The sequence below is a fragment of the Streptococcus cristatus genome, from assembly GCF_001588905.1.
GTDB lineage: Bacteria > Bacillota > Bacilli > Lactobacillales > Streptococcaceae > Streptococcus > Streptococcus cristatus_N.
The window spans coordinates 102,854-118,154 of the sequence record NZ_LAWH01000028.1 but is presented as its reverse complement, the minus strand read 5'-3'; the positions used below and the strand labels follow the sequence as shown (position 1 = coordinate 118,154).

Here is a 15,301-nt window from a genome sequence, read left to right as displayed (position 1 = left end):
AGGGGTATAAAGGAGAAAAAATATGTTTCATTTTTTTACAAAAATAGATAGTATTTCAACGGATGAGTTGGAGAAGCGATTGAAGTCCAATATCCAACTAATTGATGTACGGACGCCATTTGAATTTCGTAGAGGACATATCAAAGAGGCCCAGAATGTTCCTTTGAGCCAAATTGGTCAATTTGCTCCAGCTAAAAAGGAGACGATTTACGTCATCTGCCATTCAGGCATGCGGAGCAAGATGGCAGCGAAAAAGCTGAGGAAAAAGGGCTATGGTGTTGTCAATGTCCGCGGTGGTATGAGCGCTTGGACAGGGAAAACCATTTAAGTAGAAAGGGTTAAACAATGAAAATTATTATCATTGGTGGAGTTGCAGGAGGTATGTCTGCGGCAACGCGTTTAAGACGGCTGATGGAAGATGCTGAAATTGTAATTTTTGAAAAAGGTCCTTTTGTATCTTTTGCGAACTGCGGCCTGCCTTATTATATTTCTGGTGAAATTGCTGAGCGAGATGCTCTTTTGGTTCAAACGCCTGGAAGTCTCAAGGCGCGTTTTAACTTGGATGTGCGACCTTTTCATGAGGTGGTGAAAATTTCGCCTGAAGATCATACGGTGACGGTGGCTCATGACGGTTCAGAGTTCACGGAGCAGTATGATAAGCTGATTCTTTCACCGGGGGCGAAGCCTTTTATTCCTGAGATTGAAGGAATTTCAGAAGCAACTAATGTATTCACTTTGCGCAATGTCCCAGACTTGAATCAGATCATGTTAGCCTTGGATGAAGAGCCTCAAGAGGCTGTTGTCATCGGTGCTGGATTTATCGGTCTGGAAACGGCTGAAAATCTGCGCAAGCGTGGCTTGAATGTGACGATTGTAGAAAAAGCACCGCATGTTTTGCCACCACTGGATGAGGAAATGGCTGCTTTTGTCCAAGCTGAACTAGTAGATAAGGGAGTAAAGATCATCACATCCCAGTCAGCTACTCGATTCGAAGAAAATGGCAAAGTGATCGTTTTGGAAGATGGTCAAAAATTGGCTTCAGATATGACCATTCTCTCTGTCGGTGTCCAGCCTGAAAATAGCTTGGCTAAGGCAGCCGGCATTGAGACAGGTCTTCGTGGGGGTATCTTAGTTGATGAACATTATGAGACGAGTCAGAAAGATATTTTTGCAGTCGGAGACGCCATCCTTGTCAAGCAGGAAATTACTGGCGATGATGCTTTGATTGCTCTAGCTTCGCCTGCTAATCGACAAGGCCGTCAGGTGGCAGATGTGCTTGCTGACTTGGAGCGGAAGAATAAGGGAAGTATTGGTACAGCTATTGTGCGTGTCTTTGACATGACAGCCGCTTCAACAGGCCTGAACGAGCGTTTCCTTCAGCAAAATCACTTGCCTTATCAAGCGATTCATGTCAGCGGTAAGGATCATGCAGGCTACTATCCAGGTGCGACTGACTTGACCTTGAAATTGCTCTTTGAGCCAAAAACTGGAAAAATCTATGGTGCTCAAGGTGTAGGGAAAAAAGGCGTTGATAAGCGGATTGATATCCTGGCGACGGCTATTAAGGGAAATCTGACGATTTTTGATTTGCCAGAGCTGGAGTTTACCTATGCACCACCTTTTGGCTCAGCCAAGGATCCAGTCAATATGTTGGGTTATGCAGCTATGAATCTAGCAGAAGGCTTGAGTGAAAATATCCAATGGCACCAGCTGGAAGACGAGTTGGCTAGCGGGAAAGTCTTTTTAGATGTCCGAACACTTAATGAGTTTAAGCAAGGACGCCTGAAGGCAGATAAAACAGTCCATATTCCGCTGAATGAACTCAGAGAACGCTTGGCTGAGCTGGATAAGGAAGCAGAATATATCGTGAGCTGCCACAGCGGTCTGCGCAGCTATATTGCCGAGCGAATCTTAAAACAAGCAGGATTTGCAGTGAAAAATCTAGACGGAGCTTATGCTTTGTATAAAATGGTAAAACCAGAAGGAGTAGAAAAATGAAAACTATATCAGCAGCTGACTTAGAAAAGCAGTATCAATCTGAAAAATTGGCCATCGTAGATGTGCGCGAAAGACATGAATTTTAAGCGGGTCATATCCCAAATGCTGGAAATCTTCCGCTTAGTGAGTTGGAAACTGGCTATAAAAAGCTGGATCCTGACTACAAATACTATGTCATTTGCCAAAGAGGTGCGCGTTCAGCGACTGCTTGCCAATTTCTTGCCATGCAGGGCTTCGATGTGACCAACGTATCAGGTGGCATGAACGCTTGGTCTGGAGAGACTGAATAAAATATAAAAAGGATTCAACTCTTTGTTTGAATCTTTTTTTCCTGTTCTTCTTATTTTCGATTTACCAGAAAATGAATAGCTTTCTCTATTCTTTCCCTTTGTTTTTTCGGATCATCAGATGGATTTTCTAGGCAATCCGTTAAATTTTCAGTAATAACCATCTCAATAACACGATCAACGCTGGAGCGAACGGCTAATAACTGTGTGAGAATATCTGAACATTCCCTGTCCTCTTCAATCATTTTTTGAATGCCTCTTAACTGTCCCTCGGAGCGCTTGAGGCGGGTAATATAATTAGAATTCACGGTGATTTCCTCGTTTGCTTACATTGAGTTTATTATATGCTTAATCTGTATATTTGTCAATTGGATTGGTTGGAGGCAGTTTTCAGAAATTTTCCATAATGACTCTCTGATTCTTCTATTTACTTTTCATCATAATTTTGGTATAATAGTTTATGTTATAAAATGTAACATAGAAATTGGACTAAGATTAATATTGGATCAAATAAAGGAATGGCTTTATTTTTACTTCTCTTATTCTTAGGCTTCTCTCGATTTTTGGAGGTGTATTTATGAAAGTATCAAAAATGCTTTTAGCTACTGGAGTGGTACTTAGTGCAGGCGTGTTCTTGTCAGCTTGTGGCAAATCCTCATCTAGTACATCAACGTATTCTTATGTTTATGCCAGCGATCCTGATAGCTTGAACTACCTGACAGCCAACCGTGCTACCACGTCAGACGTTATTACAAACCTTGTTGATGGTCTTTTAGAAAATGACGAATATGGAAATTTAGTTCCCTCTCTTGCAGAATCATGGACAGTTTCTCAAGATGGCCTGACCTATACATATAAGCTCCGTAAGGACGCTAAGTGGTTCAATGTTGATGGCGAAGAAGTTGCAAATGTGAAAGCTCAAGACTTTGTGACTGGACTTAAATATGTGGCTGACCAGAAGTCTGAAGCCCTTTACTTAATTCAGGACTCGATTAGTGGCTTGGATGCCTATGTCAAAGGTGATGAAAAAGACTTCTCCAAAGTCGGAGTAAAGGCAGTGGATGATTATACGGTTCAATACACGCTGACACGCCCAGAGCCTTATTGGAACTCTAAAACGACGAATAATATCTTGTTCCCTGTCAATGAAGAATTTTTGAAATCTAAAGGAAAAGATTTTGGTTCTGTTGATCCATCAAGTATTCTTTACAACGGTCCTTTCCTTTTGAAATCCTTGACCTCTAAGTCTTCTATGGAATTTGTTAAAAATCCAAATTATTACGATAAAGACAAGGTCAGTCTAGAACATGTTAAATTAACCTACTATGATGGATCAGACCAAGAATCTTTAATTCGCAACTTCAGTGATGGTGCTTATAGTGGTGCTCGTCTCTATCCGAATACTTCAGGATACGCGGCAGTTAAAAAGAAATATGCGGATAATATCCTTTATAGCCCACAGGATGCGACCTCATATTACTTTAATTTCAACTTCAACCGTCAATCTTACAATCACACTTCCAAAACAAGTGATGCTCAAAAGAATGCAACAAAAGAAGCAGTTTTAAATAAGGACTTCCGTCAGGCCGTCAATTTTGCCCTTGACCGGACTTCTTATGGTGCGCAAAGTAATGGTAAAGATGGAGCTACCAAGCTGTTGAGAAATACGCTTGTCCCTCCAACATTTGTTCAAATTGGCGATCAAACTTTTGGCCAAGTAGTTGCTTCTAAATTAGTGAATTATGGTACAGAATGGGAAAATATCGATCTGACAGATGCTCAAGATGCTTATTATAATCCAGAAAAAGCCAAGGCAAGATTTGCTAAAGCTAAGGAAGCTTTAGAGTCTAAGGGAGTTCAATTTCCAATCCATTTAGACCTTCCTGTGGACCAGGCTGACAAGGTGGGCATCCAATGGGCAAGCTCAGTGAAACAATCTATCGAATCAACCTTGGGTGCAGAAAATGTAGTGATTGACCTGCAGAAGATTAGTGTGGATGATTTGAACAACATCACCTATTTTGCAAATACTGCAGCTCAAAAGGACTATGACTTCTATACAGGGGGCTGGTCAGCTGACTATCAAGACCCATCTACCTACTTAGATACTCTAAATGTAAATAATGGCGCTAGCTTGCAAAACTTTGGTTTTGAGCCAAGCCAAGATATGGACAAGATGAAAGAGTTGGGCTTGGACACTTATACTAAGATGTTGGAAGAAGCAAATGCTGAAACGACAGATGTGAAAGTTCGCTATGAAAAATATGCGGATGCACAAGCTTGGTTGCTTGATAGTGGGATTATCATGCCGACCATTTCAGGAGGCGGTAGTCCTTCTGTAAGTAAGTCCAAACCTTTCAGTCGTGCCTATTCACTCGTTGGAATCAAGGGATCTGGCTTCAACTTTAAATACACAAAACTCAGAAGTGAAATTGTAACGACCAAAGAATATGAAGAAGCTAAGAAGAAATGGCAAGAAAAAACCTTAGAATCTAACAAAAAAGCCCAAGAAGAGCTAGCAGATCATATCGAAAAGAAATAAAATATATAAAAGATTAACTTTCTTTGAGAGTTAATCTTTTTGATTTGATCTACATTAAGAATTTTATAAAAGGAGCTATTTAGGCTTGTTTTTTTATGAAAAATTAGTTATAATGAATAAGTTGCCACCCTTAGTGTAATGGATATCACGTAAGATTCCGGTTCTTGAGATGGGAGTTCGATTCTCTCAGGGTGGATGACTTAAGCTTGGACTCAAGAGAGTCCTTTTTTATTTTCTAAGAGAGGAGACAGCTATGGTGGTGAAGTTAATCGCCCATACCTTGATTGAGAAAGACGGAAAGTATTTGCTGATCAAACGCTCAAAAATAAAGCGCGGCCTTCCTAATGTCTATCCATGCTATTGGGATATTCCTGGCGGAAGCGTAGAAGAGAGCGAACTACCCAGAGAAGCAGCTCTACGCGAGGCTATGGAGGAGGTTAATCAAAAGATTCGGATTGATAAGATTATCCATGAAGATAGTCAGTTTGACACAAGTAAAAATACTGTTTTTACACGCTTGGTTTATGGGGCTAGGATTATAGATCAGCGCGATATCCTATTGGATCCAGAAGAGCATACAGACTTTATTTGGCTTTCTTCTTTGGAGGACTTAGAGGGAGAGCTGATTGTTCCTTATTTAATTGATATTTTTTCTGATAGATTCCACATAAGATAACAAAAAAACATCCCCTTTTTTATCAGGAGATGTTTTTTCTGATTAGTTTTTAGATGCTTCTTGGAATTCTGGATTTTTCCAAGCTTCGTCAATAATTGCTTGCAATTCTTTAGCAGATGCTTGCATTTTTTGAGTTTCTGCATCGTTCAATGGGATATTTACTGGACGAACGATACCGTGAGCACCAACAACTGCTGGTTGACCGATGAAGACATCTTTCACACCGTATTGGCCTTCTTGGAAGACTGAAAGTGGAAGTACGGCATTTTCATCGTCAAGGATAGCTTTTGTGATACGAGCAAGGGCTACAGCGATACCGTAGTATGTAGCACCTTTCTTGTTGATGATTGTGTAAGCAGCATCACGAACACCTTCGAACAATTCGATCAATTCAGACTCTTGAACATTTTGAGTATCTTTAAGGAATTCTTCAAGGTTTACCCCTGCGATGTTGGCATGTGACCAAACGGCGAATTCTGAATCACCGTGCTCACCCATGATGTAGGCGTGAACTGAACGAGCATCAACATCCAATTTTTCAGCAAGTGCTTGACGGAAACGAGCTGAGTCAAGTGAAGTACCTGAACCGATAACGCGTTCTTTAGGGAAGCCTGAGAATTTCCAAGTTGAGTAAGTCAAAACGTCAACTGGGTTAGCAGCAACAAGGAAGATACCATCGAAACCTGATTCAACAACTTGTGTTACGATTGATTTGTTGATGGCAAGGTTCTTACCAACGAGGTCAAGACGAGTTTCACCTGGTTTTTGAGGCGCACCCGCAGTGATAACAACAAGGTCAGCGTCTGCACAGTCAGAGTATTGAGCTGCGTAGATCTTTTTAGGTGAAGTGAAGGCAAGGGCGTGGCTAAGGTCAAGCGCATCACCTACAGCTTTTTCGTGTAATTGTGGAATTTCGATAATTCCAAGCTCTTGTGCAATTCCTTGGTTAACAAGCGCGAAAGCGTAAGATGAACCTACGGCACCGTCACCAACAAGGATGACTTTTTTATGTTGTTTAGTAGCAGTCATTTCTAAACATCTCCTTATTATTTTTGGGGTTTTCCCCATACAATTACATTCTACCACTTTTGATACAGTTTGTCACGGCTCACCGTGGTATTTTGACCCCTAAAAGGCTATGTAAACGTTTTTATATTCGGTTTTAAATACTGAAAATATAGCTAAAATGTGATATAATGAGATAGTGATTTAATATTGAAATGAGGCATTGTTTAATGCAAGATAGAAACTTAGTAGATGTCAATTTGACCAGCGAAATGAAGACCAGTTTCATCGATTATGCAATGAGTGTTATCGTGGCTCGGGCTCTTCCAGATGTTCGCGATGGTCTTAAGCCGGTTCATCGCCGGATTCTTTATGGCATGAATGAGCTAGGCGTTACGCCTGATAAGCCTCACAAGAAATCAGCTCGTATCACAGGGGATGTCATGGGTAAATACCACCCGCATGGCGATTCCTCTATTTATGAAGCGATGGTGCGGATGGCTCAATGGTGGAGCTATCGCTATATGCTTGTAGATGGCCATGGAAACTTCGGTTCGATGGACGGAGACGGGGCCGCTGCCCAACGTTATACAGAAGCACGTATGAGCAAAATTGCTCTTGAGATGCTTCGTGATATTAACAAAAATACTGTTGATTATATTGACAACTATGATGCCAGCGAGAGAGAGCCTATGGTTCTTCCTGCTCGCTTCCCTAACTTGCTTGTAAATGGAGCGACAGGGATTGCAGTTGGGATGGCGACTAATATCCCACCTCATAATCTTGGTGAGTCTATTGATGCCGTTAAGCTTGTCATGGACAATCCAGAAGCAACGACTCGCGATATCATGGAAGTCCTGCCTGGACCAGATTTCCCGACAGGAGCACTGGTGATGGGGAAATCTGGTATTCACCGGGCTTATGAAACAGGTAAGGGATCAATTGTCCTTCGTTCTCGCACTGAAATCGAAGAGATGAAAAATGGCCGTGAGCGAATTGTTGTAACCGAGTTCCCTTACATGGTGAATAAGACTAAGGTCCATGAGCATATTGTTCGTTTGGTGCAGGAAAAACGCATTGACGGTATCACAGCTGTTCGTGATGAGTCCAACCGTGAAGGGGTCCGTTTTGTCATTGAGGTTCGTCGTGATGCTTCTGCTCATGTCATTCTAAATAACCTTTTCAAGTTGACTCAGATGCAGACCAATTTCAGCTTCAATATGCTGGCCATTCAAAATGGAGTACCGAAGATTCTGTCTCTGCGTGAGATTTTGTTGGCCTACATTGAACACCAAAAAGAAGTGGTGACTCGACGGACTGCCTTCGATAAAGAAAAGGCGGAAGCTAGAGCACACATCTTAGCTGGTTTGCTAATTGCGCTGGATCATATTAATGAAGTGATTCGCATCATCCGTAATAGCGAAACAGATGCAGAAGCTCAGGCTGAATTGATGGCTAAGTTTGAACTGTCTGAGCGCCAGAGTCAGGCTATCCTCGACATGCGTCTGCGTCGTCTGACTGGTTTGGAACGCGATAAGATTCAGTCAGAGTATGACGAGCTGATTGCCTTGATTGCGGACTTAGCTGATATCTTGGCTAAGCCAGAGCGCGTTGTCGCTATTATCAAGGAAGAGTTAGACGAGGTCAAGCGTAAATTTGCGGATGACCGCCGAACTGAGCTGATGGTGGGAGAAGTTCTTTCTCTTGAAGATGAAGATTTGATTGAAGAAGCGGATGTTTTGATTACCCTGTCTAATAAAGGCTATATTAAACGTCTGAATCAGGCAGAATTCACTGCTCAGAAACGTGGTGGCCGCGGTGTTCAAGGAACGGGTGTCAAAGATGATGACTTCGTTAAAGAGCTGGTTTCAACAAGTACCCACGATAGACTGCTCTTCTTTACCAATAAAGGCCGAGTCTATCGTCTCAAAGGATATGAAATCCCTGAGTACGGCCGGACAGCCAAGGGCTTGCCAGTGGTCAATCTCTTGAAGCTGGATGAAGGAGAGAACATTCAGACCATTATTAACGTCCAGCAGGACAGTAGCGATCATTCCTACCTTTTCTTTACAACCCGTCTAGGTGTGGTTAAACGAACCAGCGTAACAGAATTTGCTAATATCCGTCAAAACGGTCTCAAGGCCTTGAATTTGAAGGATGAAGACGAGCTTATCAATGTCTTTCTGACGGACGGTGCTGCAGATGTTATCATTGGTACTAAGTTTGGTTATTCGGTCCGTTTCAATGAGACAGCTGTTCGGAGTATGAGCCGTAGTGCGACTGGTGTTCGCGGAGTCAATCTGCGGGACGGCGACCAGGTCGTTGGAGCAGGTGTGATTGCTGAGGGAGACGAAGTGCTTATCATCACTGAAAAAGGCTACGGTAAGCGAACTCTTGCCAGTGAATATCCAACCAAGGGACGTGGCGGTAAAGGTATTAAAACTGCCAATATCACTGATAAGAACGGACCTCTGGCAGGTTTGATGACTGTTACTGGCGAGGAAGATTTGATGATCATCACTAATACAGGCATCATCATTCGGACCAGTGTGGCCAATATTTCTCAGACAGGTCGTTCCACCATGGGAGTTAAGGTTATGCGTCTGGATCAAAATGCCCAGATTGTCACCTTTACAACGGTTGCGCCTGACGCAAAAGATGATGAGGAAGAAGTAGAGTAAGAGGAGGATGAATGTGAAGAAATCTAAGAAGAAATTCAAGCTCAGAAATTTCATCATTAACTGTGCAGTTTTCCTTTTATTTCTAGTTGCCCTAGCTCTGATTTTTAACTCCTCTATCCGAAATATGATCATGGTTTGGCACACAAACCAATATCAGGTTAGCAAAGTTTCCAAAGAAGAAATCAAGCAAAATAAGGCAGTCGAGTCGAGTTTTGAGTTTAGTGAAGTCCAATCTCTTTCGACAGAAGCGGTCATCAATGCTCAGTGGCAGGCTCAAAAACTACCAGTTATCGGTGGTATTTCGATTCCTGAAGTGTCGATGAATCTGCCAATTTTCAAAGGTTTGGATAACGTTGGCCTCTACTATGGTGCTGGCACTATGAAAGAAGATCAACAGATGGGACAAGGGAATTACGCCTTAGCCAGCCACCACGTCTTTGGAATTACTGGAGCTAGTGACATGCTCTTTTCACCGCTAGATCGTGCCAAAATAGGGATGAAAATCTATATCACGGATAAGGAAAAAATTTATACCTATACGATTTCTAGTATAGAAAGTGTCGCACCAGAGCGCGTGGATGTCATCAATGATACGGAGGGGGTTGCTGAGATCACTTTAGTCACATGTGAGGATGCAGCAGCAACCAGTCGAACTATTGTTAAAGGTACGCTTGAAAGTACGATTGACTATGACAAGGCACCAAAAGATATTTTAGATGCTTTCAGTCGATCTTATAATCAAATGCAGCTATGATAAGAAATATTGTAAAACGAAGTAACAAGAGTTACTTCGTTTTTTGGTTGAAGATAGCTATAATAATACTTGAAAGACAAAATTTAAGGAGAGAGCGAGTAAGCACTTTATTCATGGGAAAATTATCAAAGGAAAATTATCAAACTAACTGTCTTATATATCAAGATGAGACGGGTTTCGATTGTGTTAGTAAAATTGGTTCATGCTCGTATCCAAGGGGCTATCGTCCTCATGTAGCCGGTCAGCATATTCGTGGGTTTCGCTATTATTATGGAATTGTGGATATCCAAACCTTGAATATCACTGAAAATATAGAATTTACCTCCATTCCACCTTAGATACCTGAATGAACCCTATTGAGCAAGTCTGGGTTGAAATTTTAAAACGTGGGTTTAAGAAAGAAGTATATAGAAAATTGAATGAGCACATTAATAAATTCAAGAGAGTATTCAAATCTCATCTTCTTGTCAACTCAAATTGATTGTATGTAGAGAATGGACTTCAGCCATTCATGATTTTTTTGATAATGATTTCAAACTTAATTTTTAAATTTAAGCAATTTATATTAAAAAGACCGTTTCTACGGTCTTAGCTTGTAATTGATTATAATTCAAAATGAACATCTACTCTTTAATTTCAGAAAACTCAGCGTCAATTATTTCGCTGTCATTTAAGCTATCTTTGAATTCTGGATTTAACTCATCTTCAATACCAAGATCTAGTTTATATTCTCCCTTTAACATTTTTTCAAATGTGTCAGCAAGTCTTGTTCCCATCGGCTTAAATGTAAGGTAAGTAATTCCTCCTGAAGCTAATCCTCCTAGAATTGGAACTGTCTTTGTAATTATAGAACCAACTGATTTTTTTGTAATGTTTACGCCAATAATTGTTCCGACTTTTTTCACAAGAGGATACCAAGCTGTTTTAGTTAATGCTTGTTTAGCTACCATTTTCCCAAGATTCTTTCCTGCTGTCTTAGAAACATTTGCAATCAATGCAGTTGCTCCACTTGCGCCGAACATTATTCCAAGGTAAGAGATGATTCGTATTTGTACTTCTTCAGGTAATTCCTTATAGTTTCCTTTATATAAATCGTCTTCTCCAAATAAATAAGCAATTTGTTGAGCTAAATTTAGAGCAAAGCCCATATATTGAACAATATCTGCTCCACCAGCAACTACAGCAGTAACTGGATTTGAAGGTAATCCAGCAACAAAAGAAGTGAAAGAGGTTTTGGCGGTGCTATCTTTGATTATTTTTTCAGCCCTTTTTCTCAATGCCTCTGGTGTGAAAACTATTTGAGGACCATGTTCCAAAATACTATCAAGGTATCTACTATCTTTAAATTGATTACGAAGGAATTCTTCTCTATCTACCTTCACGACTGGAAGTTGGCTAGCCGCATTGATTGTCTGTATAACTACAGAATAAGCATCATTTTGCTTCATAAAAATTCTCCTTTTAAATAGTATCTATATTATATATATATATATATATATAATGTCAAGTATTTTGTTCTGATTTATTATTGAGTTTCTTTAATAATTTTGTACAGAAAATTGTTGCCTTTTCAATATTTAGTAATTAAGAATAAAATAACCTAAATAAGTAAGCTACCTCAATTGATAAATATATTATCAAACGTTTGGTATGTAGTTCATTTATTTAGGCTCTTTTTTTCATTTAATCTCGAATTAATAGGTAAGGAGGTTGATATGTATCGTATTTCATTGCAGGATGACATAAGTATGATGCCGCGTGAACGGCTGATAAGAGAAGGAGCGGATAAACTTAGTAATCAGGAATTGCTATCTATATTTTTGCGAACAGGCAGCAAAAAAGAAACTGTTTTTCAAGTTTCTCAAAGGATTTTATCATCGATTTCTAGTTTGAATGATCTGAAATATTTGACTTTACAGGAATTACAGACAATTTCAGGAATTGGGCCTGTGAAGGCTGTTGAGTTGCAGGCCATTATTGAGCTCGGATGCCGTATCAATAAGGCTGAAGTGCTGGAGAGGGAGCAAATTCTTGGAAGTCAAAAACTAGCTCGCAAAATGCAGGTTGAATTGGGAGATAAAAAGCAGGAATGTTTGGTTGCTATTTATCTCAACAGTCAAAATCAGATCATCCATCAGCAGACAATCTTTGTAGGAACGGTAACTAGAAGTATGGCTGAGCCGCGCGAGATTTTGCATTATGCGCTCAAACATTTGGCGACATCTATTATACTTGTACACAATCATCCTTCTGGAGTGACTTTACCAAGTAAGAATGACGACGAGGTCACCAAACACATGAGAGAAGCTTGTGAACTAATGGGGTTGGTTCTTTTAGATCATTTAATCGTTTCAAAAAATAATTATTATAGCTATCGTGAAAAAACGGATTTGATCTAAAGTTTGTGAACCACATAATCAAACAAGGCTAAATCCCCCGTTCTTGTGGGAAATAGAAATTCTGGATGCCACTGCACACCAAGAAATGGACTTCCATCAGTCGAGGTAACAGCCTCAATGACCTTATCCCGAGGATCGTAGGCTATAACTTCTAGATTTTTCGCTAGATCCTTGATACTTTGGTGATGGAATGAGTTGATTTGGCAAGTAGGTCCGTATAATTCATGGAGGATGGAGCCATTTTTAGTGACCATAGTCTGTGTAGTGTATTGAGCAGTGCTATCTTGCCAGTGATTCTCGATGTCTTGGTGAAGTGTGCCACCCATGGCGACGTTGTAAAGCTGAGTACCACGACAGACACCAAAAATAGGCTTGTTTTGCTTCCGTGCTTCTCGGATGAGAGCCAGTTCAAATAGATCTCTTTGAAGCAGATAATCATCGCTTTCGATAGTCTGTTCTTCTCCGTAGAAATGAGGCTGGACATTTTGTCCACCAGTAAGGATCAGTTTATCGATCATAGTGATATAGGTGTGAGCTAAGGCTTCATCACCAATTGGTAAGATAATTGGGATTCCTCCAACTTTATTGACTCCCTCGATAAAGCCAGTTGAAGTATAACTAATATGGATAAATTGATCGTTAGGAATATCCCTTTGGTTTCCTGTTATACCTATAATCGGTTTTTTCATAAAGTGTCTGTTTCCTTTCTTACCTTACTCATCATCTTTTCTCATGAAATAGAGTAAGGTTTGGAGTTCGCTGGTTAGGTCCACATATTGTACAACCACATCTTTAGGGACAGATAGGTGCACTGGGGAGAAGCAAAGAATTCCCTTGATACCAGCATCAACCAAGACGGATGCGACTTCTTGTGCCTTAACGCTCGGCACTGTCAGAATGGCAGTCTTTACGTTTCCTTCTTGGATCTTTTCTTTAATTTGAGAAATTCCATAAATAGGAATTCCATCATTTGTGGTGGTCCCGACGTCAGAATAATCATCTGTATCAAAGGCCATTACAATCTTCATTTTATTCCGTTCATGAAAGCGGTAGTGTAAAAGAGCACGGCCCATATTTCCGACACCAACAATCATGACATTTGTAATCGAGTTGTCATTGAGAAGATTGGCAAAGAAATTCATTAGTTTCTTGACATCGTAGCCAAAACCTCTACGACCTAACTCACCGAAGTAAGAAAAGTCACGCCGAACAGTCGCAGAGTCGATTCCAATCGCCTCTGCGATTTGTTTTGAATTGGCCTTTTCAATATTTTCTGCATTAAATCGCTTGAAAATTCGGTAGTAGAGGGAGAGCCGCTTAGCAGTAGCACGTGGAATAGAATTGCTTTTTTCAGTTTTCACAAAATCACGACCTTTCTATCTTCTATTCTATAGAAAGCTTGTGAAAAAATCAACTAATTTGATGAACAAAATATTATTATACTAATAAAGATAGATAAAATAATAGAAATAAGCAAAATTCTTAGAATTTCGCTTATTGGGGTGTTTTTTCAAAAATATCTCTTTCAACTAAACTATCCATCAGGAAATAGAATTTTTGTTGAATAATATGGTGTTTTTCTGATTTGAAGATATTAACCAATCTTAAACCAGACTTGTCCGTAATATTTATTTTAACTCCGCTTAGATCTTTATTGACGATAATCTTAAGCAAGAAACCATCGCCACTATTGGGAACAGCTTCGAGTAAACGAGAAAGCTCGTAATTACCAACTTTTGTTTCAGCAAATGTATTGTCCCGCAAGGTAAATTTCTTAACATTTGGATGGAGTGAGTAGGTGAAGTCGCAGTTTGCTAAGCTAACAGAAGTTTGAAAAGCCATCTTATCCTCCTAGTATTTCTTTTAGTTTTTGGCTGAATAGTTTGATTTCTTGGATGCCAGTTTGATCTGATACACTGATGCGAATGGATTCTTTTAAGCGCTCAGAGTTTTGGCCATATAAGGCTTGAAGGACATGGCTGGGCTGAACAGCACCAGCTGTACAAGCAGATCCAGTCGAGATTGAAAAGCCATTAAGGTCCATTTGAAGCAAGATAAGATCATTCTTTTGGTTTGGAAATCCAATATTGACAACATAAGGCAGGCTAGGCTGACTTTCGTTTAGGTAGAAGTCTATATCTGCTAGGTTGTCCAGTAAAGTATCTTTTAACTGCTGGGCATGCTCAAGATTTTCCTCTAAGTGGGCAACATTTTCAGAAAGGGCAGTTGCCATACCGACAATGGAAACGAGGTTTTCTGTACCCGCTCGATGCTTGTTTTCTTGATCGCCGCCATGCATGAAATTATCAAAATCCATCTGGTCAGCGTAGAGAAATCCCACCCCTTTTGGACCGTGGAATTTATGAGCTGATGCACTCAGGAAATTGATTCCCCATTCTTCAGGATAGATGGGGAGCTTGCCGACGGCTTGGACTGCATCAACGTGAAAGGCAGCAGGATGATCTTTTAGCAATTTACCAATTTCTTGAATCGGCAAAATATAGCCTGTTTCATTGTTGACAGCCATGACTGAGACAAGGATAGTATCTGATCTGAGAGCATTCTTGATATCTTCAGTTCGGATTTGCCCATCCACTGGCTGAATAATAGTCGCTTCAAAGCCAAAATGCTCCACTAAGTATTCAACAGGCTCTAAAACAGCATGGTGTTCAATGGCCGTAGTGATAATATGCTTGCCTTGATTCTGATGGCGTAGGGCATATCCCTTGATTGCAGTGTTATTACTTTCAGTAGCACCTGAGGTGAAGAGGATATTTTTGCTCTGTGTGTGTAGAACTTTAGCAATATCTTCGCGAGCTTGTCGGAGCAGTTTTTTAGCTTCTCGACCGTGGCTGTGGGTACTGGATGGATTGCCGAAGACTGTCATTGCCTGAGTCATGGACTCAATCGCAGCAGGCGATAAGGCAGTCGTAGCAGCATTATCTAAATAAATCACAAA

14 protein-coding genes, 1 tRNA gene and 1 pseudogene are annotated in these 15,301 nt (G+C 40.4%); 9 read left to right on the top strand and 7 right to left on the bottom strand.

The window, feature by feature from the left end:
• The first annotated feature begins 22 nt into the window (after positions 1–22).
• From A0765_RS06195 to A0765_RS06185, 3 genes and pseudogenes are all read left to right on the top strand, one after another.
• Positions 23–328, top strand: coding sequence for a rhodanese-like domain-containing protein (locus A0765_RS06195; RefSeq protein WP_062005344.1), 306 nt, complete (start codon positions 23–25; stop codon positions 326–328).
• Positions 329–345: 17 nt separating this feature from the next.
• Positions 346–1,998, top strand: a complete 1,653-nt coding sequence (locus tag A0765_RS06190) for an FAD-dependent oxidoreductase (RefSeq protein WP_062005341.1) — start codon at positions 346–348, stop codon at positions 1,996–1,998.
• Positions 1,995–2,288: pseudogene (locus A0765_RS06185) on the top strand (rhodanese-like domain-containing protein). Before A0765_RS06190 ends, A0765_RS06185 begins: the two are co-directional and overlap by 4 nt.
• A 50-nt stretch (positions 2,289–2,338) precedes the next feature.
• Here the strand turns inward: A0765_RS06185 and A0765_RS06180 are convergent.
• Positions 2,339–2,593 (bottom strand): metal-sensitive transcriptional regulator, encoded by a 255-nt coding sequence (locus A0765_RS06180; RefSeq protein WP_015605027.1) that lies wholly within the window; start codon positions 2,591–2,593, stop codon positions 2,339–2,341.
• A gap of 269 nt (positions 2,594–2,862) precedes the next feature.
• Between A0765_RS06180 and A0765_RS06175 the strand changes: the two genes are divergently transcribed.
• The 3 genes from A0765_RS06175 to A0765_RS06165 all read left to right on the top strand — a co-directional run bounded on the left by A0765_RS06175 (position 2,863) and on the right by A0765_RS06165 (position 5,503).
• Positions 2,863–4,827, top strand: a complete 1,965-nt coding sequence (locus tag A0765_RS06175) for a peptide ABC transporter substrate-binding protein (RefSeq protein ID WP_062005339.1) — start codon at positions 2,863–2,865, stop codon at positions 4,825–4,827.
• Between the two features lie 124 nt (positions 4,828–4,951).
• Positions 4,952–5,023 (top strand) — tRNA-Arg (locus A0765_RS06170).
• A 57-nt stretch (positions 5,024–5,080) separates the two neighbouring features.
• Positions 5,081–5,503, top strand: coding sequence for an NUDIX hydrolase (locus tag A0765_RS06165; protein ID WP_062005337.1), 423 nt, complete (start codon positions 5,081–5,083; stop codon positions 5,501–5,503).
• A gap of 42 nt (positions 5,504–5,545) precedes the next feature.
• On the opposite strand, the gene A0765_RS06160 is transcribed toward A0765_RS06165, so the two are convergent.
• Positions 5,546–6,532 carry an L-lactate dehydrogenase gene (locus A0765_RS06160; protein WP_005591942.1) on the bottom strand — a complete coding sequence of 329 codons (987 nt, stop codon included), beginning with the start codon at positions 6,530–6,532 and terminating at the stop codon, positions 5,546–5,548.
• Between the two features lie 206 nt (positions 6,533–6,738).
• Here A0765_RS06160 and gyrA point away from each other — a divergent pair, with 206 nt between their 5' ends.
• Positions 6,739–9,189 (top strand): DNA gyrase subunit A, encoded by a 2,451-nt coding sequence (gene gyrA / locus A0765_RS06155; RefSeq protein WP_062005335.1) that lies wholly within the window; start codon positions 6,739–6,741, stop codon positions 9,187–9,189.
• A 7-nt stretch (positions 9,190–9,196) separates the two neighbouring features.
• Positions 9,197–9,943 (top strand): class A sortase, encoded by a 747-nt coding sequence (locus A0765_RS06150; protein WP_062005332.1) that lies wholly within the window; start codon positions 9,197–9,199, stop codon positions 9,941–9,943.
• A 623-nt stretch (positions 9,944–10,566) separates the two neighbouring features.
• Here A0765_RS06150 and A0765_RS06140 read toward each other — a convergent pair.
• A complete protein-coding gene (locus A0765_RS06140; RefSeq protein WP_062005329.1) occupies positions 10,567–11,391 on the bottom strand; it encodes a hypothetical protein in 825 nt (274 codons plus the stop codon).
• Between the two features lie 267 nt (positions 11,392–11,658).
• Here A0765_RS06140 and radC point away from each other — a divergent pair, with 267 nt between their 5' ends.
• Positions 11,659–12,342, top strand: a complete 684-nt coding sequence (gene radC, locus A0765_RS06135) for a RadC family protein (RefSeq protein ID WP_062005327.1) — start codon at positions 11,659–11,661, stop codon at positions 12,340–12,342.
• Here radC and A0765_RS06130 read toward each other — a convergent pair.
• From A0765_RS06130 to A0765_RS06115, 4 genes are all read right to left on the bottom strand, one after another.
• Positions 12,339–13,031, bottom strand: coding sequence for a gamma-glutamyl-gamma-aminobutyrate hydrolase family protein (locus A0765_RS06130; protein ID WP_048764348.1), 693 nt, complete (start codon positions 13,029–13,031; stop codon positions 12,339–12,341). The two genes, radC and A0765_RS06130, sit on opposite strands and share 4 nt — an antisense overlap.
• A 24-nt stretch (positions 13,032–13,055) precedes the next feature.
• Positions 13,056–13,703 (bottom strand): redox-sensing transcriptional repressor Rex, encoded by a 648-nt coding sequence (locus A0765_RS06125; protein WP_062005325.1) that lies wholly within the window; start codon positions 13,701–13,703, stop codon positions 13,056–13,058.
• A gap of 133 nt (positions 13,704–13,836) precedes the next feature.
• On the bottom strand, positions 13,837–14,184 hold the full coding sequence (locus tag A0765_RS06120) for a DUF1831 domain-containing protein (protein ID WP_005590386.1): 348 nt from the start codon (positions 14,182–14,184) through the stop codon (positions 13,837–13,839).
• Position 14,185: 1 nt separating this feature from the next.
• Positions 14,186–15,298 carry a cysteine desulfurase family protein gene (locus A0765_RS06115; protein WP_062005323.1) on the bottom strand — a complete coding sequence of 371 codons (1,113 nt, stop codon included), beginning with the start codon at positions 15,296–15,298 and terminating at the stop codon, positions 14,186–14,188.
• Positions 15,299–15,301 lie beyond the last annotated feature (3 nt).